Genomic DNA, 19,681 nt, shown 5'->3' with positions numbered 1-19,681 from the left:
CATGCCGACCGCAGTGATCGCCGGCGGAAGCGTCGCCGGGCTGGCGAGCGCGCTCGCCCTGTCCGGTATCGGATACCAGGTCCTCGTTCTGGAGCGCGCCCCGCAACCGCCCCAGCCGTCCACGGTGGAGGCCACCTCCTGGTGGCAGCGCCCGACCGTGCCCCAGGGCCGGCAGTCGCACACGCTCACCTCGCTCGGCGTACGCGTCCTGCGCGAGCGCGCACCACAGGTGCTGGCCGACGCCGGGGCCGCGGGCGCGCCCACCCTCGACCTCACCCAGGCGCTGTCCGCCGAAGCCGGCGGCGGCGCACGGGAACCCGGCGACAGCGAACTGGTCGCGCTCGGCTGCCGCCGCTCCACTCTGGAGCTCCTTCTGCACCGCACGGTCAGCGACCTGGCCGACGTCACCGTCCGGCACGACACCACGGTCGCGAGTCTCGAACTCGACGCCGTGCACCGGAGGGTGAAGGCCGTGGTCACCGGTACGGGAGAGCGCATTCGTGCCGACATTGTGGTCGACGCGACCGGATACCGTGCGCTGTCCCGCCGCTGGCTGCGCGACGCCGGCGTACCCCTGGCCGCCGATCGCACCAGCCCGTCCGGGCTGGTCGGCCACACTCGCTTCTATCGGCTGAAGAGCCGCACCCTGCCGGGGCCGCTCAACCGCGGCCACGGTGTCGGAGACGTCTTCGGCCACTACGCGGGCGTGCTGCACCCCGGCGACAACGGCACTTTCGCCATCGCCCTGGGCTCCCTGCCGGGCGACAGGGCGTTGCTGGGCCTGCGCACCGGCCCGGGGTTCACCGCGGCCGCCCGCGCCACCCCGGGCCTCGCCCCCTGGCTGGAGGACGGCGTCAGTTCACCCGTCTCTCCGGTGCGGGTGATCTCCAGTCCGCCCAACACCCTCTCGGGGGCGGCCGGTCCGGAGCAGCGCCCGGTCCCGGGTCTCTTCCAGGTCGGCGATGCCGCCTGCATCACCAACCCGCTCTTCGGCCGCGGCATGTCGCTCGCCCTCGACCACGCGTTCAGGCTCGCGGACCTGCTGGCCGAGCAGCCTGACATCGATATCGCGCAGCGCCGGGCCGTCGCCCGTATGACCCACGACCTGTTCCTGCCCTGGTACGAGCAGTCCGCGGGATCCGACCGGCTCCGCATCGCCCGCTGGCGGGCCGCCGTCGACGGCCGCGCCCCCGCTGTCCCTGAGCCGCAGGGCGATCTGCCCACCACCGAGGAGATCGTGCACGCGGCCCGGAGCGACGGCACGGTGTGGCGGGGACTCACGCGCATGCTCATGACCTTGTCCACGCCCGCGGAGCTCTTCGCCGACGACAAGTTCCTCGCCCGGGTCAGGCAGGCGGCCCCCGCCGGTCCTGCACCGTCCCCTCAGCTCAGCCGGGAAGAGCTCGTACGCCGTGTCAGCGCGGCAGAAGGGACTCACACATGACGACCCTTTCCGTGGCGGGCCCCCGCCCGCGGCCGGACGCGGTGGACCGGCCCCGGGTGCTCCTCGCGCCCATCACCGTCACCCCGTCCAAGCCGCTCACTCCGAGCCACCTCAAGGGGCTGCTGTGGACGGACGTGATGTACCGGGCGACCCGCCCCCTCGCGGACGTCGCCTACCGCTACAGCCACACCACCTACCACCCCACCGAACAGACCCTGGGTTTCTGGGAGTTCCTCGACCGCACCCGTGGTGCCACCGACTACGGCGACTTCACCGAGGAACGCATCGGTGAGCTGTACGTCGCCTTCCGCGCGGCCGAGCGGGCGCCCGCGCAGGCGTTGTTCCCGTACGCCGAAGCGGTCGAACAGGGCTGGGTGCATCCGGCGAGCACCCGCATCCTTCAGCTGTGGTCCGCGCACTACGCGGCTCTCGGCCTGCACGATCCGGGACTCCTGCGGCACCAGCCGCCCGGCCTGGGCCTGGACGCCGTCCTCGAACGGCTCACCGGTCTCGGCATGTGCCTGGACCAGCGCGAGGTGGGCGGTCCCGTCTACCTGGACCTCACCCGCCTCGGACTGCCCCTGCGCCGGCTGGTCGCCGCGGACGGGCGGCCGAACTACCTGGCCTGCGCCCTGCGGGAACTCATCCCGCTCGCCCCGGACTTCGACGAGGTGGTGCTTCTCTACGATCACGAACTCGACTCCGACTACCAGCAGTTGGAGCGGGTACTGACAGCGCTCGGCCCCCGCGTGCGGCGGGTCGCGGTGAGCCGGGTGCCCGTCGAGGGCCGGATCTCCTCGGCGCGGCACGGCGGTTGGCGGGGTCTGCACGCCGGGACGCTCATCGACGCCGCGCGTGCCGAACACCACGAGGACGCCGTACGCCTGGGCATGCGGCTGTACTTCATCGCCGCGCTCGGTCCCGGGCGGCAGCAGTCGTTCCGCTCGGATCTGCTGCTGCAGTGCGTCAAGCGGGCCGCACGTCTGCTGGACGCGGCCGGCCCGGAGACGGACGGGGCTGCGCTCCAGGACCGGCTGGCGCAGCACCGCAAGGACCACGTGTATGTCGACCCCTACCGGCTGACCTCCCACCTCCTCGGCAAGCGCCGCGCCGCTCCCGCCGCCGACCTGCTGAGGACGGTGTTCCTGTGACGGCGACAGTGGGCCCGATAACGCAGGACTCCCTGCGCGCACAGGAAGCGATGCGCATCCGCGCCGCCCGCCCCGACCTCGCCGCCCGGCACGACCTGACCTCGCACGACGGACTGACCGCCGCCCGGAGCGACATCACCGCGGAAGGCGACGCGGGAAGCCTGGTCACGGTGGTGCTCAGGAACTTCGACCTGGCCCAATGGGTGCGCGACACCTGCGTGTTCGCTCTCAGTGTCGGACCGCAGCAGGCAGCGGACTGGCGTACGTCCTTCACCCGCACCGTCTTCCTCGCGGGCAACCCGGCGCAGCTGCGGGAGCGGTTCCGCTTCGCGCACATCGCCGACGACGACTCCGCGGCGTGGACCACGCCGGGGCCCGCCGCCCTGACCTTCTCGCTGCGCAGGCTCCTGAAGCTCTTCGACGCCCCCGCGGGGTTGCCAGCCCGACCGGACACCCTCGTCGAGATACCGGACGGACACCACCGGCCAGGACGCCCGCGAGCCCGCCGCGACCTGTATGTCGCCACCGCGGAATGCACCATCTCGGAGGCGCTGGTGCACGTCAACCATGTGCTGGCGGAAGCCGTCCTGGACGGCCTCATCGCACCCGGCGACCACCTGGTCGTGCACCAGGTACCCCGGATCGTCGGGCTGCCCGCGCGCCTGGCCACCGTGCGTGTGACCACCGAAAAGCACCTTCCCGGACGGCTGAAAGCGGCCGCCGGCCTGACCGAGGAGGCACTCGTTGCCTGAGCAGACCCTGACCGCCGCCGACTCCAGGACCGTCCGCTTCGGCTACCACGGATCCACCGAGGTGGTCACCCGCATCATCCGGCTCGCCGGCCGCGAGGAGGCCGGCGTGCGGCTGAGCGAGTACGACATCGCCGACCCGTTCCGTGGCGTACGCGCGGGCGAACTCGACGTGATGATCGTGAAGTTCGGTATCAACGAGCCCGACCTGGTCACCAGCCGGGTACTCACCGAGGACGCCCGTGCCGTGGTCGTCGGCTCCGGGCATCCGCTCGCCGCCCGTGCGTCGGTGTCCATCGAGGAACTCGCCGACTACGACGCCTTCGCCCCGCCCGGCGACTTCCCCGCATACGTCTGGGACGACGTCGTACCGCCGCGCACCCTCGCCGGGCGTCCCATCCGCCGCAACCGCCGGGTCCGCACCATCCCGGAGATGATGCGCATGGTCGCCGCCGGAGACGCCGTCCACATCTCGCTGATCTCCCTCGCCGACATCGCACCGCCCGGCATCAAGGTCGTGCCGATCCACGATCTGCCACCCGCCCCGGTCACCCTCGCATGGCTCCGTGGCGCCGAAGTCCACGACCACATAAGGGAGTTCATCACCGCGGCCGAGGCGGAGGCATCACGGTGACCGTCACTTCCCACCTGCCCGGCACCTCGCACCGTACGCCTGTCGTCCTGCTGCACGCCCTGTCTCTGCACTCATCGATGTGGGCAGCCCAGGAGCGTGCCTTACGCGCCCTGGGGCATCCGGTGCTGGCCGTCGACCAGCGAGGCTTCGGCGAAGTCCCGCTCGGCGACAGCCCGCCCTCCCTCAATGTGATCGCCGACGACCTGGCCCGCACGCTCGACGAGCACGGCATGGGTCGGGTGGTCCTCGCCGGATCGTCCATGGGCGGCTACGCGGCCATGGCATTCCTGCGCCGCTTTCCCGGCCGGGTCGCGGGGCTCGCCCTCCTCTCCGCCCGCGCCACCGCCGACAACCCCGAAGCGGCCGCCCAGCGGATGCGGTTCGCGGAGCTGGTCCAGGACCCTGCCCACCGCCCGGTGATCGTGGAGCGCGTCACTCCGCTGCTGCTCGCCGACACCACCCGCGCCGACCGTCCCGGGCTGCTCGCGCGGGTCCTGGCCGACGCCCACGCCGCCGACCCCGCCGCCCTGGCCTGGGCCCAGCGGGCGATCGCGGCCCGCCCCGACTCCACCGACGTCCTGCGTGCCGCCGAGATACCCGCCCTGGTGATCGCCGGCGCGCAGGACACGCTGGTCACACCGCGGGAATCCCGGCACGTCGCGGACGTCCTGCCGCAGGGGCGCCTGATCACCCTCACGCGCGCGGGACATCTGCAGCCCCTGGAAGCCCCCGAAGAGGTCACGCACGCGCTCTGTGGACTCCTCGACGAAGTCGACGAAGCCGAGGCCACGGCGGGCATCGGAAGCGGGGCCCGGGCGTGCTGACCCAAGACCACAAGGACTGGGGCTACACCTCCTCGACCGGCCTCGGCTTCACCCATCACACCATCGTCGACGCGCATTTCCGCGCCTGCGAGAAGCCCTATCTGGCGCTGCTCGGCCAGGCCGGTCTCCACCCGGGACAGCATGTCCTCGACGCGGGCTGCGGCACCGGCGACTTCCTGCCGCACCTCGCCGCGCTCGTCGGCGGCGAGGGCAGGGTCACGGCCGTCGACCTGGCCGAGGAGAACGCCGCACTCGCCGCGGAGCGCGCGGAGACCTGGCGCCTGCCCTGTCCCACCGAGGTCCGCGCGGCGAGCCTGCTGGACCTGCCCTACCCGGACGACACCTTCGACGCCGCCTGGTGCGCCAACACCGTGCAGTACCTCGACGACGACGAACTCGCGCGCGCACTCGCAGAGTTGATGCGCGTCGTCCGCCCCGGCGGCACCCTCGCCGTCAAGGACCTGGACGCCCACCTGATCACCGCCCGGCCCGCGGACCCCTACCTCTTCGCCGACTTCTTCCGCGCCGCGGGTGCGGAACCCGGGTACGCCCGTCAACTCCTGCGCACCCGCGATCTCCACCGGCACCTGAGACGCGCCGGACTCGCCGACGTACGCCGGCAGACCGTCCTGATCGAGCACCATGCCCCGCTGGCTCCCGCCGCCCAGGGCTTCTACAAGGCCGCGTGCGCGCAGCTGGCCAAGCAGGCCCTGGCGCTCGGCCTCAGCGGCACGTGGCGGCGGTTCGCCGATCCGGCCGATCCCGCCCACCCGCTGGACGACCCCGACGGATACATCAGCGAGGGCAACGTGCTCGCCCTCGGCACTGTGCCCCGCACCCACCACTGACCACGGAACCTGCCGCCCAGGCAACGACGAGGAGCCCGTAGAGCCATGTCAGCGACCACCACTGTCCCCTGCCCGCCGGCACCCGGGCGGGTTCCCGTCCTGGGCCATGTGCCCGCACTGCTGCTCAGGCCGCTGTCGTTCTTCGAGTCCATCAGGACCCGGGATCCGCTGGTACGCCTCGGGTTCGGGTCCTTCGGCCTCTACCTGGCCAACGACCCGGCCCTGGTGCACCGCATCCAGGTCGACACCGACGCCTTCGAACGCGGCCGCTTCTTCGAAGTCCTGGCCGGGCACTTCGGGAATCCGCCGATCGCCACGGACGGCGCCGCCCACCGGCACCAGAGGCGGACCCTCCAGCCGGGCTTCAGCCGGACCAGTGTGCGCGACCACTCCCAGGCAATCGTCGAGGAGGCCGAGCGGCGCTTCGCCGCCTGGCAGCCGGGAGTGCCCGTACAGGCGGACGAGGAGATGTCGGACTTCGTCGCCGCCGTGGTGCTGCGCTCCCTGTTCAGCGCGGATCTGCCCCCGGCCGTCGTACGCGACATCCGGCACACCCTCGGCCTGATCTCGGGCAAGCTGTTCACGGGGACCGTCTTCCCCGAGGCCCTGACGTCACTGCCCACTCCGGCCAACCGGCGCTTCAAGGCCGCCATGGATCGCTTCCACGCCGTCATCGACGCGCTGATCCAGGACCGCCGGGCCGAGCCCGGCTCCGTACCGGACGTACTCGACATCCTGCTGAAGGCGACCCACCCGGACACCGGCCGCCCCTTCACCGATCACGAGATCCGCGGTGAGTTCCTCATCCTGGTCTTCGCCGCCCTCGAAACCACCAGCACCTCGTTGACCTGGGCTGTCTTCGAGACGGCCATCCGGCCCAAGGTGCAGCAGCGACTGTACGACGAGGCGCGGTCGGTCCTGGACGGACAACCGCTCACCTACGACCGGGTCAGGGAGCTCTCCTACACCCGGAAGGTGGTGGACGAGACGCTGCGGCTGCACGCGTCGATGCTCTCCACCCGGCGTGCCCGGCACGATGTCGTCCTCGCCGGAACCCTCGTCCCGGCCGGTTCGGAAGTCGGCTACAGCCCGCGCGCCATGCACCGGAACCCGGCCACCTACACGGACCCGCATCTCTTCGATCCGGAGCGCACCGAGTTCGGCCCCGGCCAGGCACCCCCGTCCGGCGCCTACTTCCCCTGGGGCCTCGGAGCGCACCGCTGCGTCGGGGAGCACCTCGCCGCGGTCACGATGACCGTCGCTCTGGCCGCCCTCGCCGCCCGCTGGCAGCTGCGCATCGCGCCGGGCGCCCGGATCCGCGTGGCGAAGAGCTCCCTGCCGCATCCCAGCAGCCTCCCCCTGCTGGTGACGCCGCGCGGCTGACGTGGCGCCGAGCAGAGCCGGAACGACCTTGCGACGAAGGGAGCCCGCCGTGGCCTCAGCAACACCGCTCGACCTGTCCGCCGCCACCGAGGAGGTGACGATCACCGGGCTGCTGCGCCGCAACGCCCGTGACTTCCCCGACCACCCCGCGCTCACCAGCGGCATCGGTCCGGACGCCACCACCTGGACCTGGTCGCGGCTGCGCGCCGAGACGGCCGCGCTCGCCCACGGGCTGGCCGGGCTCGGCCTGTCGCGCGGCGAGCGCATGCTGATAGCGATGTCCAAGCGGCCCGAGCACTGGGCCGCGGATCTGGCCGCGGTCCACCTCGGCGCCCTGGCCTGCACGACGTACGACACGCTGAGCACCGAACAGCTGCGCTTCGTGGCCCGGCACAGCGCGGCCACGGTCGTCGCCCTGGAGGGCGCGGAGCAACTGCGGCGCTGGCAGCCGGTGTTGGCCGAGATGGACCGGTTGCGCGCGGTCGTCGTCGTGGACCCGGACGCGGTCCCGGTGGGTGACCGGCGCTTTGTCACGTACGCCGAGCTGACCCGCGAGCTGCCCGACCGGGGCACCTTCGAGAAGCTCACCGACGCCCCGACGCCCGAGACGCCGCTGACCATCGTCTACACCTCGGGCACCACCGGCGATCCCAAGGGTGTGGTGCTCTCGCACCGCAACGTCATCTACGAGTCGATGATGCAGGACGGTCTGGTCGCCGTACCCGAGCATCCACGGACCGTCGCCTACCTGCCGCTGGCGCACATCGCCGAGCGGGTGCTGGGCATCTACATGCCGATCTGCAACGCCGGCCACGTCACCATCTGCGACGACCCGGCACAGCTGCCGCCGACGCTGCGGGCGGTGCGCCCGCACGCGTTCTTCGGCGTGCCGCGCGTGTGGGAGAAGCTGGCGGCCGGGGCGCAGACGCGGCTCGCGGCGTTGCCGCCCGAGCAGGCCGCGGTCGTCGGGCAGGCGCGGGAGACGGCCGTCGAGGTGTACCGGCTGCGGTCGGCCGGCCGGGCCGTGCCCGCCGAACTCGCCGCCCGCTGCGAGAAGTTGGACGGTGCCGTGCTGCAGCCGATCCGGTCCGCGCTCGGGCTCGACGACTGCCACCGCGCCTTGAGCGGCGCGGCGCCGATCCCCACCGCCGTGCTGGAGTTCCTGGCCGGTCTCGCGCTGTGCGTGTACGAGGTGTGGGGGCTCAGCGAGACCACCGGCGCCGCGACCGTCAGCACGCCGGAGGACTTCGCGCTCGGCGCGGTCGGCCGGCCGGGGCCCGGCATCGAGGTCCGGGCCGGCGCCGACGGCGAGCTGTTCCTCCGTGGCCCCGTGGTGTGCGCCGGCTACCTGCGCGCCGGCGACGGGCTGGAGATCGATCCCGCGACCGACGCCGACGGCTGGCTGCCCACGGGCGACGTCGGCACCGTGGACGACCGCGGCCTGGTCACCGTCACCGACCGCAAGAAGGAACTGATCATCACCACCGGCGGCAAGAACATCGCCCCGACCAGGCTGGAATCCCTGCTGCGCGCCCACCCGTTGATCGGCCAGGCCGCCGCCGTCGGCGACCGCCGCCGCTACGTCACCGCGCTGCTCGTACTGGACGAGGAGGCGGTGCCCGCGTGGGCACGGGCCAACGGGATCGAGGTGGCGGGGCCGGCCGACCTGGCCCGGCACCCGGCCGTCCTGGCCGCCGTGGCGCAGGCCGTCGCCGATGCAAACGCCGACCTCGCCCGCGTCGAGCAGATCAAGAAGTACCGCCTGCTGCCCGGCCCGTGGACGCCGGAGACCGGCGAGCTGACCCCGAAGCTCAGCCTGCGCCGCACGGCGATAGCCGAGCTGCACGCGGACACCATCGAGTCGATGTACGCCGGGGACTGACCGCGCGAGCGGAACCCGTCGGCCCGCCCTGCTCTGCTGCGGGCTCTTCGACTCCTGCCACCCCGACGATCGAAAGGAGCTACCCCTGTGTCCGACGGCATCCGTCCCCACACCAGGGTCGCCTTGCTCACCTTGACCTGCATCGGGCAGTTCATGGTTCTCCTCAACAACTCCATCACCAGTGCGGCACTGCCCGACATGCAACGGCGTCTGGACACGACGTTGACCGGGCTGCAGTGGATCGTGAACGCCTACGTGCTCGCCGTGGCGATGCTGCTGCTCGCCGGCGGCGTCTTCGCGGACCGCTTCGGTGGCAAGCGCGTCTTTCTGGGCGGCATGGCCGTGTTCACGCTCGCCTCGCTGCTGTGCAGCCTGTCCGCCACCGTCGGCTGGCTCCTGGCCGCTCGCATCCTGCAGGGCATCGGGGCCGCCGCGCTCAGCCCGGCCAGCCTCGCGCTTCTCGCCTCCGCCTACCCCGTACCCCAGGAACGGATCAAGGCGATCGGTCAGTGGGCCACCTTCAGCGGCATCGGCCTCGCGGTCGGGCCGGCGGTCGGCGGCATCCTGGTCGAGGCATTCGACTGGCGTGCCATTTTCCTGATCAACATCCCCATCGGCGTGCTGACGCTGGTCGTGGGTGCGCGCATCCTGCCGGACCGTCGCAACGCTGACGCGCCCCCGCTCGACGTGCCGGGTCAGGTGCTGGCCCTCCTTGTGGTGGGCACGCTGACCTTCGGGCTCACCGAAGCGGGCGATCACGGCTGGACGTCGCCGCTGATCCTGTCCTGCTTCGGCGCGACGGTCGTCCTGCTCGCGCTGTTCCTCACCGTCGAGGCGCGGGTGGCTGCTCCGATGCTGCCGCTGCGTCTGTTCAAGCATCGTCTGTTCACCGTCTCGAACGCGGCGATGACCGTGGTCGGCTTCGGCCTGATGGGCTCGGGCTTCTTCTTCACCCAGTTCTTCGCCACCGTCCAGGGCCATTCGGTGCTGCGTGCCGCGATGGAGACGCTGCCCTGCACGCTCGCGATGGTGGTGAGCAGCCCGTACGCCGCACGGATCGCCGCCAGGTTCGGCTTCCGCAGCGTGGTCACCGTGGGCCTGGTCCTTGCCGGGACCGGCCTGGTGACGATGGCTGCCGTGCACGCGAACACGCCGTACGCGAACGTGTGGTGGCGCCTGGCGGTCACCGGTGTCGGCTTCGGCCTCACCATGTCCCCGCTGACCGGAGCGGCCATCTCCTCGGTCGGTCCCCGTGAGGGCGGCCTCGCCTCGGGGATCAGCAGCACCACTCGGCAGATCGGGGCGGTCTTCGGGGTCGCGGTGCTCGGTGCCGTCGTGCGCACGCGTCAGGAGCACGGTGCTTCCTTCGGGAGCGGCCTGAACACCGCGTTCCTCACTGCCGGGGTCGTCACTCTGGTCGGCGGTGTCTTCACCGCCCTGTGGCTGGTGCGGCAGCAGGCCCCTGTGGACGACGCCCCGGAGACCACCCGGACAGCCGCCTCCCAGTCGACGGTCTCCCGGTCCTGACCGACAGCCCCGGACAGGCGCAGGAAGGTGGCCGACCCCGCACGGGGCGGCCACCCTCGCCCGACCCGGGCCCCACCCTCACACAGCGAGAAGGAGATCATGTCCCTTCCCACGTCTCAGTCCGCGCGGGGCCTCACCGTTGCCCTGGCGGTCCGCCAGGACATCCACAGATACGGACTCGAAGGGATGCTGCATTCCCTGGAGTCGATCGCGAGCATCTTCAGCTATCCGACCATCGCCGACGCCGCGGACGCCGCCCCGCAGCTGTCACCGGACCTGCTGCTCACCACCACCGCCGAGCTGGCGGAGACCACGGACCCGGTGTCGGTCCGACGGCTGCGCGACCACGATGTGCGCCTGATGGTCCTCATCGGCCCCGACGAACGGATGGCTCCGGTCTGGGCCTCGCACGTGCACGGCTTCGTGGACCGATCGGCCCTCCACCTCAGCCTGCTGCGGGAAGCGGTCTCCGACGTGTGCGCCGGGCGCTTCCACGTATCGGCGAGCCTGGCACGGCGCCTGCTCGTGCCTGCCGACCCCACCCCCGCCGTCGCACTGACGGGACGTGAGACACAGGTCCTGGAACTGGTCGCGGGCGGCCTCAGCAACAAGCAGGCCGCCCGCTCGCTGGGCATTTCCGAGAACGGCGTCAAGCGGCTGATGGGGAACATCCTCGCCAAGCTCAACAGCCCCAACCGCACCCTCGCCGTGGTCAGAGCGCTGGAGATCGGGCTGCTCGCGAAGTGACCAGCAGCTTGGTCAACTCACGCTTGAGGACCTTGCCGCTGGGGCCGAGCGGCAGTCGCTCGACGAACTCCACGCGGCGCGGCCGCTTGTACCCGGTCAACTCCTGGCGCGCCAACTCATCGATCTCGTCGACGAGTTCGGCGTCCGTGCCGGCGCCGCCCCTGCGCACCACGACCGCGCAGACCTCCTCGCCACGTGCCGGATGCGGAACGCCCACCACGGCGATCTGCTCGACGCCCGGATGGCGCAGCAGTACCTCCTCGACCTCACGCGGGTAGACGTTGTAGCCGCCCTGGATGATCACGTCCTTCTTCCGGTCCACGAGTGTGAGGTAGCCGTCCGGTGCCAGGTGCCCGAGATCTCCGGAGCGGAACCACCCGTCCACGAGCACCTCGGCGGTGGCCTTCGGAAGACCGAGGTATCCGGCCATCACGTTGTGGCCGCGGACGACGACCTCGCCCACCTCGCCCACGGGGAGCAACTCCACGCGGCCTTCCAGGTCGGCACGGGCGACGGCCACCTCCACACCGTCGACCGGCAGTCCCACGGTGCCGGGCCGTGGTGGCACCCCTGGCTGGTTGTACGCGACGCAGGGAGAGGTCTCGGTCAGCCCGTACCCCTCGTACACCTCGCAGCCGAAGGTGCGCCGCACCTGCGTCAGGACCGGTACCGCCAGGGCGGATCCGCCGCTGTAGGCACGCCTCAGCCGGAGCGCGGGCGCGCCCGCGGCCACGGCTTCGAGCAGGGCGTGGTACATGGTCGGCACGCCCATGAAGACGGTGCACCCATGACGTTCCATCGCCCGGAGTGCCTGCTCGGCGGCGAACCGGGGCGCGAGGACCAGCGTGGCGCCCGCCAGGAAGCAGGTGCCCATGACGCAGACCTGCCCGAAGGTGTGCGACAGCGGCAGGCAGCCGTAGAGCACGTCGTCGTCCTGGATCCCGAAGGGGGAGACGGCGGTCACCTCGATGTTCGTGACGAGGTTGCCGTGGGTCAGCATCGCGCCCTTGGGCCGGCCCGTGGTGCCCGAGGTGTAGAGGATCGCTGCCAGGCCGCCCGAGGCGACGTCCGCGTAGTCCGCGACGGGCTGCCCGGCGTGGGGAGCGTCGAGATCGACTCCGCCGGGGTGACCGTCCGCCACGGTGAACAACTCGACGCCGGCGGCCGAGGCCGCGGGTGCACCTTGCTCAAGGGCCGTGCCCTCGCAGACGAGGGCGCGCGCATCGCAGTCCCTGAGCACGAACTCCACTTCGGCGGCCCGGGACTGCGCGTTCATCGGCACCACGACCGCCCCCAGGGCGAGGATGCCGTAGTAAACGGCCGGGAAGCGGGGCGAGTTGGGCACGAGCAGCACCACCCGGTCGCCGGGAGAGACGCCGTGGCGGCGCAGCACTCCGGCGTAGTGGCGGGCCCGGTCCCACAGCCGCTCGTAGGTGACGACGGCGTCGTCCCAGACCAGAGCCGGATGGTCCGGCCGCCGTGCCGCCGTGTCGGCGAGCACGGCGGCCAGGGAGCGGGTCACACAAGCTCCTTCTCCGCGGCGGCACGTCCGGCCCTGCGGTCGGACGCCGTGGCGATGTCCAACTCCTGCCAGATGCCCGCGAGGGCCTCGGCGAACTTCTGTACGTCGGCCTCCGTGTGCGTCGCCGACGGGGCGATGCGCAGAAGCTCCTCGCCCGCACGGACGCTGGGGGCGTTGATGGCCTGGACGTAGATCTTGTGCCGGTCCAGCAGGATCGCCGAGGCCTGCTTGCACAGGGCGTCGTCGCCGACGAGCGCCGAGACGATGTGCGAGTCGGACGACAGGAACGGCACGTCGGCCTCGTCGAGCAGCCGGTGCAGCAACTGGGCGTTCCTGGCGAGGCTCTGCCGCTCGGCCTCGGAGGCGCGCAGGTGGCGTACGGCGGCCAGGGCGCCGGCCGCGGTGGCGGGCGGCAGCGACGTGGTGAAGACGAACGCCCGCGACAGTGTGCGTACCGCGTCGATCAGGTCCTGCGGTCCGGCGATGTAACCACCGGCGGTGCCGAGGCCCTTGGCGAGGGTGCCCATGATGACGTCGAACCGGTCGGCGATACCCTCGCGCGCTGATATGCCCGCGCCTTCGGGGCCGTACATGCCGATGGCGTGCACCTCGTCGAGGAAGGTGGTCGCGCCGTACTGGTGGGCGAGTTCGGCGATCTCGGCGAGCGGCGCCACGTCACCGGACATGGAGTACACCGACTCCAGCACGATCAGCTTGGGGGCTTCCGGGTCGGCCTGCGCGAGGAGTTCGGCGAGGTGCGCGACGTCGTTGTGACGGAAGATGCGCTTCTGGGCGCCGCTGCGCCGCAGACCGTCGATGATCGACGCGTGGTTCAGCTCGTCGGAGAAGACCAGGGTGCCCTGGGGGTTGCCCGCGATCACCGCGAGGGCGCCGTCGTTGGCGGTGTAGCCGGAAGTGAAGAGCAGTGCGGCGTCCTTGCCGTGCCAGTCCGCGAGTTCGCGCTCCAGCTCCACGTGCCGGTGGTTGGTACCGCCGATGTTGCGGGAGCCACCGGACCCGGCGCCGAACCGGGCGACGGCGTCGTGGACGGCGGCCAGGACGGAAGGGTGCTGTCCCATCCCGAGGTAGTCGTTGCTGCACCAGACGCTGACCTCGCTGTCCTCGTCGGCCGTGCGGGCGATCGCGCTGGGGAAGTTGCCGGCTCGGCGGCCGATCTCCAGGAAGGTGCGGGTGCGGCGCTGCTCGTCGGTGAGCTGCTCGGTGAAGTAGTCGAGGTGCCGGGACATGGGGTTCCTCTTTCAGCAGGAGATGAAGACGGCTGAGACAGAAGGGAGTTGAGGCAGAAGAGAGCTGAGGCAGAAGGGAAGTTGAGCCGACGCGGCGTCTCAGGCGGTGGCGGCGCTGAGCGCGCGCAGCCTGGCCTTGTCGGGCTTGCCCGTCGCGTTCATGGGAACTTCGTCGAGCACCAGGACCCGCTCGGGGGCCAGTGCCGGAGAGAGCGAGGAGCTGATGTGCTTGCGTACGGCGTCGGCTTCGACGCGCGTGCCGGGGCGGCAGGTCAGAGCGGCGTGGAGGTGCTCGGTGCCGTCGGTGTCGCGTACTCCGTAGACGGCCGCGAGAGCGACGCCGGGAACGGTCAGCAGCTCGCGCTCGACCACGGCCGGGTAGATCTTGACTCCGTCGACCTTGACGACGTCGGAGACACGGTCGAGCAGGTGGAGGTGGGCGCGTTCGTCGCGGTAGCCGATATCGCCGGTGCGGTACCAGCCGTCGCGCAGCGCATCGACGTCCAGGGCCGGGTCGAGATAGCCGTCCATGAGCTGCGGGGAACGCATCCGGATCTCACCTACCTGCCCGTCGGCCAGCAGCGCCCCGGTGTCCAGGTCACGCACCTCCACCTCGACCTCGGGGCAGACCCGGCCGACCGTCGCGGCCAGGCCGGGATCGGCGTGCCCGGCCGGGTCGAGGAAGGTGATGCGGCCGCTCTCCGTGGTGCCGTAGAGCTGCACCAGGATCGGGCCGAACACCTCAAGCGCGGCGGCGATACGGCTGGGTGCCGCCGATGTCCCGCTGTAGACCAGGCTCCGCAGTCCGGCCAGGCCGGCCGCCTCGGCGTCGCGGTGCCCCAGGTCGTCGAGATGGTCGAGCAGCCGGTACAGCTGGGTGGTGGCCATGAAGGTGCGGGTGACGCGGTGCTCGATGACGGTGCGCACCACCAGGTCCGCGTCGAACTCCGGGAGGAGGACGATGCCGCCGCCCACCGCCAGGACACCGTCGACCAGGAGCCCGGCGCTGTGGCTCAGCGGGGTGCTGAACAGGGCCGTGATCTCGGCGGCCTCCGCGGGTGTCTCGACCGCGATCCGCACGGTGCCCTCCCAGGTCCGCAGTGACTTGCGGATCCCCTTGGGGCGGCCGGTGCTGCCGCTGGTGAACATGAGCAGTGCCAGGTCGTCGGGCTCCCCGCGCTCCGGGGCGACGGCCCCGGGGTCGTCGGTGGGCACGATCCCGGCGGATCCGGCCTGACCGGGACCGACAAGGACGGCCGCGGAGAGCTCGGCGAGTTCCGCGGCACGCGCCGCGCTGGTCCGGTCGGCATAGAGGACGGTCGCGCCCGTGTCACGCAGGATGCCGAGCTGGTCGGTGAGCGGCAGCATGGCCGTGCTGGTGCCCGGGTTGGTGGAGCGCAGGAAACAGACGGCGGCACCGGCCAGGTGAGCGGCATGCCGGACAGCGATCATGTCCGGACTGTTGGGTGCGGTGAGTGCGGCGACCACGGTGCCGCGCCCGACGCCGGTCGCCCGCAGGGTGCGGTAGGTGCCGGTGACGGCGCGCAGGTAGTCGGCGGCTGTCAGCTCCGTACCCGGGTAGCGCAGCACCACCTTGTCGGGGTGCTCCGCCAGCGCCTTCAGTACCTCGGGCACATAGCCGCCCGCGTTCGTCCACCAGGCCTCGCCCGCAGTCACCATGCCGTCGCCTCCTTCCTGCCGCGTCGAACCCGGCAGTCAGCTGTTGATCTGACGACTGGAGTCTTCTGGTCGCGAAAGGTCTGGAACAGGCGTGTTCGTGCAGGTCGATGGTGCGGCCGTGCGGCCGCTCAACGGGGGTACCCGAATGGGTAGGTCACTCGGTGACCGGTCGACGGTGTACTCACGTCATCTCAGTACGGTCCTGAACGACTTGTAGTGATCATCGGTGTAGTAGATCTCGCCGCCCTGCCCGGTCACGATGCGCCGGGCCCCGCGATCGCGTGAGCCCGGCGTCCTGACGGTGTACTCGTGGTAGTAACCACGCTTCTGCTCCGGCAGCAGCTTCTCGTAGTTCCCGAAGACGACCCCGTCCTTGGCGTACGGGAAGGGGCCGCCCTGGTCGATGAGGGCGACGGTCTGCCGTGCCTCGGCGGGGAGTTGGGACACCTTGACGGTGGCGGTGCTCCCGCTCGTGCCCGCGGACGAACAGCCGACCGGCAGCAGCAGAGCCAGACAGACGAGGAACACTCGGGAGACCAACCGCAGCAGCATGCGCCCGATGCTGCCACGGCCGCCCCCGCACGACGTGCTGTCAGGGCCCGTCGGATTCCGTCGGGGTCCGTCAGATTCCGTCGGGGTCCGTCAGATTCCGTCGGGGTCCGTCAGATTCCGTCGGGGTCCGTCCGGCTGAGCGCCGACTTCGGCGGCGCCCCGGCCGTCATCAGATAGTCCGCCGCCGCGGTGTCCGTCACCAGGCTGGTGACGAGCCCGGACCGCAGCACCGCGTCGATCGCCGCCGCCTTCCGCTGCCCGCCCGCGATGGCGACGACCTCGGGGATACGGCGGAGCTGGTCCGCCTTGACGGTGATGCACCGCTCGCCCAGGTCCCGGCCGACCCGGCGGCCCTCGGCGTCGAAGAGGTGCGCGGACGTCTCGGCGGCGACACCGAGGGACGAGTAGTGCGCCCGCTCCTCGTCGCTGAGCATGTCGTAGACCGTCGAGATGCCCGGCTCCCAGGAGCCGATGGAGACACAGGCGACCGTGACCTTGTCGAAGTACTCGAAGGCCCGGGCGATCCCCGTCTGGTGGCGCAGCGCCTCCGCGGTGGCCGCGTCCGGCAGCAGCATCGGCGCGTAGATGGGGTGGGCGTCGCCGCCCGACACCTGCGCGGCGCGCCGTACCGCCTCGACCGAGCCGCGCTCGGCGGTCCCGGCGTCGTACACGCCCGTCAGCTGGACCACCGTGCAGGGCGGCAGCCGGTCGAGGGCCGCCGCCATGTGGATGGTCGATCGGCCCCAGGCGAGGCCGAGCACATCGCCCTCGGTGACCAGCTCGCCGAGCAGGTCGGCCGCGACCTCCCCGAGGTTCTCGGGGTCGGGCGACTCCTCGCTGACCTCGGCCGGGGACTCGACCACGACCGCGTGCCTCAGGCCGTACCGGGCACGCAGCGCGTCCGAGCGCTCCGCGTCCAGCTCGGCCGGTACTCGGATCTCGATCCGTACGAGATCCCGTTCGAGAGCGGTCTCCAGGACCCGGGCCACCTTGAAGCGGCTGACGCCGAACTCCTCCGCGATCTGGATCTTGGACTTGCCCTCAAGGTAGAAGCGGCGGGCCATGGCCGCCGCCTGCACCAGCTCTGCGGGTCCCATCCGCATGGCTGACCGGCCCGCCGACATACCCGACACGGCGATCTCCTCACTGCTGTTCACACTCTGGATTCGCCGTTCATCCTTGCAGATCCGGCGCACTTGATCAGCCTTGATGGCCGCCGTTCACATACCTGCCGCTCAGTGGTCGCACGCCCAGGATGCCTTGCTCACGACCCCTTCGGCCTGCGTGCGCAATGCACGTACCGCCGCGGCCGGGTCGGATGCCCCGTAAACCGCCGAACCGGCGACGAACACATCGGCGCCGGCCTCCGCGCAACGCTCGATCGTCGAGGCCGAAACTCCGCCGTCGACCTGCAGCCACAGCTCCAGTCCGTGCTTGCGGATCAGCTCCCGGGTGCGGCGGATCTTCGGCAGCATGATGTCGAGGAACGACTGGCCACCGAAGCCCGGCTCCACGGTCATGATCAGCAGCATGTCCAGCTCGGGAAGCAGATCCTCGTACGGCTCGATCGGCGTCGCGGGCTTCAGCGCCATGGAGGCACGGGCACCCTTGGCCCGGATCTCGCGGGCGAGCCGCACCGGCGCACCGGCCGCCTCGACGTGGAAGGTGACGGAGGAGGCACCCGCCTCGACGTACTGCGGCGCCCAGCGATCGGCGTCCTCGATCATCAGATGGCAGTCCAGCGGGGTGTCCGTCGCCCGGGCCAGTGACTCTACGACCGGCACACCGAGCGTGAGGTTCGGGACGAAGTGGTTGTCCATGACGTCGACGTGGAGCCAGTCGGCGCCCTCCACCGCCTTGGCCTCCTCGGCGAGGCGGGCGAAGTCGGCGGACAGGATGCTGGGGTTGATCTGCACGGCCATGCCCCAAGCCTGCCATGCCCTCCGGGGGTTAGCGGCATCGGTCCGTCGCGGATACCGTCCGATTCCGGGTCCGGATCGTGTGTGGTCGGTCCCGCCCCGTGGCGGAACAGGGAGCGGGGTACGGTCCCTCGCGACAGACCGACGTCGCCCCACGTGGATCATCTGCCCCATCCGCTGCGAGAATCCCTCCTTGAGCGGAGAGGGAGATGGCATGGGACAGCCGTTCGGCTCCTACCAGAACGAGATCTACTTCAACGGGCTCGGCGGCATCATGCCGTCCTACCCCATGGCCTTCGCGGAGCTGGAGGACAGGGCGCGCTCCGCGCTGCCGCCCTCCGTGTGGTCGTACGTCGCGGGCGGCGCCGGCGACGAACGCACCCAGCGCGCCAACGTGACCGCCTTCGACCACTGGGGACTGGTCCCCCGCATGTTCGTCGGCGCGGCCCAACGCGACCTGTCCGTCGACCTGTTCGGGTTGAAGCTGCCCTCCCCCGTGTTCATGGCACCGATCGGCGTCATCGGCCTGTGCGCCCAGGACGGCCACGGCGACCTGGCGACCGCAAGGGCCGCCGCAGGCACCGGAGTTCCGATGGTCGCCTCCACGCTCACGGTCGACCCGCTGGAGGAGGTCGCCGCCGAGTTCGGAGACACTCCGGGCCTCTTCCAGCTCTACACCCCCACCGACAAGGACCTCGCCGCGAGCCTCGTCCACCGCGCCGAACAAGCGGGCTACAAGGGCATCGTGGTCACCCTGGACACCTGGGTCACCGGCTGGCGCCCCCGCGACCTGTCCACCGCCAACTTCCCCCAGCTGCGCGGCCATTGCCTCGCCAACTACACAAGCGACCCGGTCTTCCGCGCCCGCCTGGCGCGCACCCCGGAAGAGGACCCTCAATCCGCGGTCCTCCTCTGGACCCAGCTCTTCGGCAACCCCCTCACCTGGGACGACCTCCCCTGGCTACGGTCCCTCACGAACCTCCCCCTGATCGTGAAGGGCATCTGCCACCCCGAGGACGCACGCCGCGCCAAGGACGGGGGCGTGGACGGCATCTACTGCTCCAACCACGGCGGCCGCCAGGCCAACGGCGGCCTCCCCGCCCTCGACGCGCTCCCCGCCGTAGTCGAAGCGGCCGACGGCCTCCCCGTCCTGTTCGACTCCGGCATCCGCAGCGGCGCCGACATCGTCAAGGCCATCGCCCTGGGCGCCACCGCCGTGGGCATCGGCCGCCCCTACGCCTACGGCCTCGCCCTCGGCGGCACGGACGGCATCGTCCACGTCCTCCGCTCACTCCTCGCGGAGACCGACCTGATCATGGCCGTCGACGGCTACCCGACACTGGCCGACCTCACACGGGAGGCCCTGCAACGCGTGATGTGACGACGCGCGCCTGAGCGGGTCAGGGCCAGGAGGCGCCGCCCCCACCAACGATCGTCCGCGATGCCCGCACGGCCGGGCGACGGGAACGGCGGGCCGGACGGTCGGCGGTCGGCGGTCGGCGGTCGGCGGTCGGATGACGGTCGGCAGACGGCGTGCCGGACGGATGGCCGTCAGCGGTCGGATGCCGCGCG

General features: G+C 71.4%; 17 protein-coding genes. 11 read left to right on the top strand and 6 right to left on the bottom strand.

Going from position 1 to position 19,681, the window contains the following annotated elements; genetic code table 11:
• Window position 1: 1 nt before the first annotated feature.
• The 10 genes from AB0I69_RS17785 (at window position 2) to AB0I69_RS17740 (ending at window position 11,189) form a co-directional block, all read left to right on the top strand.
• Window positions 2-1,444, top strand: coding sequence for a hypothetical protein (locus AB0I69_RS17785; RefSeq protein WP_363096550.1), 1,443 nt, complete (start codon window positions 2-4; stop codon window positions 1,442-1,444).
• Entirely contained in the window at window positions 1,441-2,595 is a 1,155-nt protein-coding gene (locus tag AB0I69_RS17780) for a hypothetical protein (protein ID WP_363096549.1), read from the top strand. Before AB0I69_RS17785 ends, AB0I69_RS17780 begins: the two co-directional genes overlap by 4 nt.
• Window positions 2,592-3,347: a DUF6182 family protein gene (locus tag AB0I69_RS17775; RefSeq protein WP_363096548.1), complete on the top strand. Its 756-nt coding sequence runs from the start codon at window positions 2,592-2,594 to the stop codon at window positions 3,345-3,347. The genes AB0I69_RS17780 and AB0I69_RS17775 overlap by 4 nt, the downstream gene beginning before the upstream one ends.
• The gene (locus tag AB0I69_RS17770; RefSeq protein ID WP_363096547.1) at window positions 3,340-3,978 is read left to right on the top strand and encodes a LysR substrate-binding domain-containing protein; all 639 of its coding nucleotides are present in this window, start codon (window positions 3,340-3,342) and stop codon (window positions 3,976-3,978) included. The genes AB0I69_RS17775 and AB0I69_RS17770 overlap by 8 nt, the downstream gene beginning before the upstream one ends.
• The gene (locus AB0I69_RS17765) at window positions 3,975-4,802 is read left to right on the top strand and encodes an alpha/beta hydrolase (protein ID WP_363096546.1); all 828 of its coding nucleotides are present in this window, start codon (window positions 3,975-3,977) and stop codon (window positions 4,800-4,802) included. The genes AB0I69_RS17770 and AB0I69_RS17765 overlap by 4 nt, the downstream gene beginning before the upstream one ends.
• On the top strand, window positions 4,796-5,650 hold the full coding sequence (locus tag AB0I69_RS17760) for a class I SAM-dependent methyltransferase (protein WP_363096545.1): 855 nt from the start codon (window positions 4,796-4,798) through the stop codon (window positions 5,648-5,650). Before AB0I69_RS17765 ends, AB0I69_RS17760 begins: the two co-directional genes overlap by 7 nt.
• Window positions 5,651-5,695: 45 nt before the next feature.
• Window positions 5,696-7,033, top strand: a complete 1,338-nt coding sequence (locus tag AB0I69_RS17755) for a cytochrome P450 (protein ID WP_363096544.1) — start codon at window positions 5,696-5,698, stop codon at window positions 7,031-7,033.
• Window positions 7,034-7,082: 49 nt separating this feature from the next.
• On the top strand, window positions 7,083-8,915 hold the full coding sequence (locus AB0I69_RS17750) for an AMP-dependent synthetase/ligase (protein WP_363096543.1): 1,833 nt from the start codon (window positions 7,083-7,085) through the stop codon (window positions 8,913-8,915).
• An 87-nt stretch (window positions 8,916-9,002) separates the two neighbouring features.
• Entirely contained in the window at window positions 9,003-10,442 is a 1,440-nt protein-coding gene (locus AB0I69_RS17745) for an MFS transporter (RefSeq protein WP_363096542.1), read from the top strand.
• Between the two features lie 99 nt (window positions 10,443-10,541).
• Window positions 10,542-11,189, top strand: coding sequence for a response regulator transcription factor (locus tag AB0I69_RS17740; RefSeq protein ID WP_363096541.1), 648 nt, complete (start codon window positions 10,542-10,544; stop codon window positions 11,187-11,189).
• On the opposite strand, the gene AB0I69_RS17735 is transcribed toward AB0I69_RS17740, so the two are convergent.
• From AB0I69_RS17735 to rpe, 6 genes are all read right to left on the bottom strand, one after another.
• On the bottom strand, window positions 11,155-12,711 hold the full coding sequence (locus AB0I69_RS17735) for a long-chain fatty acid--CoA ligase (RefSeq protein ID WP_363096540.1): 1,557 nt from the start codon (window positions 12,709-12,711) through the stop codon (window positions 11,155-11,157). The genes AB0I69_RS17740 and AB0I69_RS17735 overlap by 35 nt on opposite strands.
• Window positions 12,708-13,958, bottom strand: coding sequence for a 5-aminolevulinate synthase (gene hemA / locus AB0I69_RS17730; protein ID WP_363096539.1), 1,251 nt, complete (start codon window positions 13,956-13,958; stop codon window positions 12,708-12,710). Before hemA ends, AB0I69_RS17735 begins: the two co-directional genes overlap by 4 nt.
• A 99-nt stretch (window positions 13,959-14,057) precedes the next feature.
• Window positions 14,058-15,638 carry an AMP-binding protein gene (locus AB0I69_RS17725; protein WP_363096538.1) on the bottom strand — a complete coding sequence of 527 codons (1,581 nt, stop codon included), beginning with the start codon at window positions 15,636-15,638 and terminating at the stop codon, window positions 14,058-14,060.
• Window positions 15,639-15,824: 186 nt separating this feature from the next.
• On the bottom strand, window positions 15,825-16,190 hold the full coding sequence (locus AB0I69_RS17720) for a ribonuclease (protein WP_363096537.1): 366 nt from the start codon (window positions 16,188-16,190) through the stop codon (window positions 15,825-15,827).
• Between the two features lie 110 nt (window positions 16,191-16,300).
• Window positions 16,301-17,347: a sugar-binding domain-containing protein gene (locus tag AB0I69_RS17715; protein ID WP_363096536.1), complete on the bottom strand. Its 1,047-nt coding sequence runs from the start codon at window positions 17,345-17,347 to the stop codon at window positions 16,301-16,303.
• A gap of 78 nt (window positions 17,348-17,425) precedes the next feature.
• Complete coding sequence (gene rpe, locus AB0I69_RS17710; protein ID WP_317887984.1) at window positions 17,426-18,112, bottom strand: ribulose-phosphate 3-epimerase; 687 nt, start codon at window positions 18,110-18,112, stop codon at window positions 17,426-17,428.
• Between the two features lie 211 nt (window positions 18,113-18,323).
• Between rpe and AB0I69_RS17705 the strand changes: the two genes are divergently transcribed.
• On the top strand, window positions 18,324-19,490 hold the full coding sequence (locus AB0I69_RS17705) for an alpha-hydroxy-acid oxidizing protein (protein ID WP_363096535.1): 1,167 nt from the start codon (window positions 18,324-18,326) through the stop codon (window positions 19,488-19,490).
• Window positions 19,491-19,681 lie beyond the last annotated feature (191 nt).

This window comes from Streptomyces sp. NPDC050508, from assembly GCF_040655155.1.
In the GTDB taxonomy this organism is placed as follows: Bacteria; Actinomycetota; Actinomycetes; order Streptomycetales; family Streptomycetaceae; genus Streptomyces.
This window is presented reverse-complemented; position numbering and strand designations above follow the sequence as displayed.

Coding starts and splice junctions, on each gene's coding strand:
- hemA (WP_363096539.1), bottom strand. CDS start 13,958: ATGTCCCGGCACCTCGACTACTTCACCGAGCAGCTCACCGACGAGCAG.
- AB0I69_RS17705 (WP_363096535.1), top strand. CDS start 18,324: ATGGGACAGCCGTTCGGCTCCTACCAGAACGAGATCTACTTCAACGGG.
- AB0I69_RS17780 (WP_363096549.1), top strand. CDS start 1,441: ATGACGACCCTTTCCGTGGCGGGCCCCCGCCCGCGGCCGGACGCGGTG.
- AB0I69_RS17785 (WP_363096550.1), top strand. CDS start 2: ATGCCGACCGCAGTGATCGCCGGCGGAAGCGTCGCCGGGCTGGCGAGC.
- rpe (WP_317887984.1), bottom strand. CDS start 18,112: ATGGCCGTGCAGATCAACCCCAGCATCCTGTCCGCCGACTTCGCCCGC.
- AB0I69_RS17740 (WP_363096541.1), top strand. CDS start 10,542: ATGTCCCTTCCCACGTCTCAGTCCGCGCGGGGCCTCACCGTTGCCCTG.
- AB0I69_RS17725 (WP_363096538.1), bottom strand. CDS start 15,638: ATGGTGACTGCGGGCGAGGCCTGGTGGACGAACGCGGGCGGCTATGTG.
- AB0I69_RS17720 (WP_363096537.1), bottom strand. CDS start 16,190: ATGCTGCTGCGGTTGGTCTCCCGAGTGTTCCTCGTCTGTCTGGCTCTG.
- AB0I69_RS17755 (WP_363096544.1), top strand. CDS start 5,696: ATGTCAGCGACCACCACTGTCCCCTGCCCGCCGGCACCCGGGCGGGTT.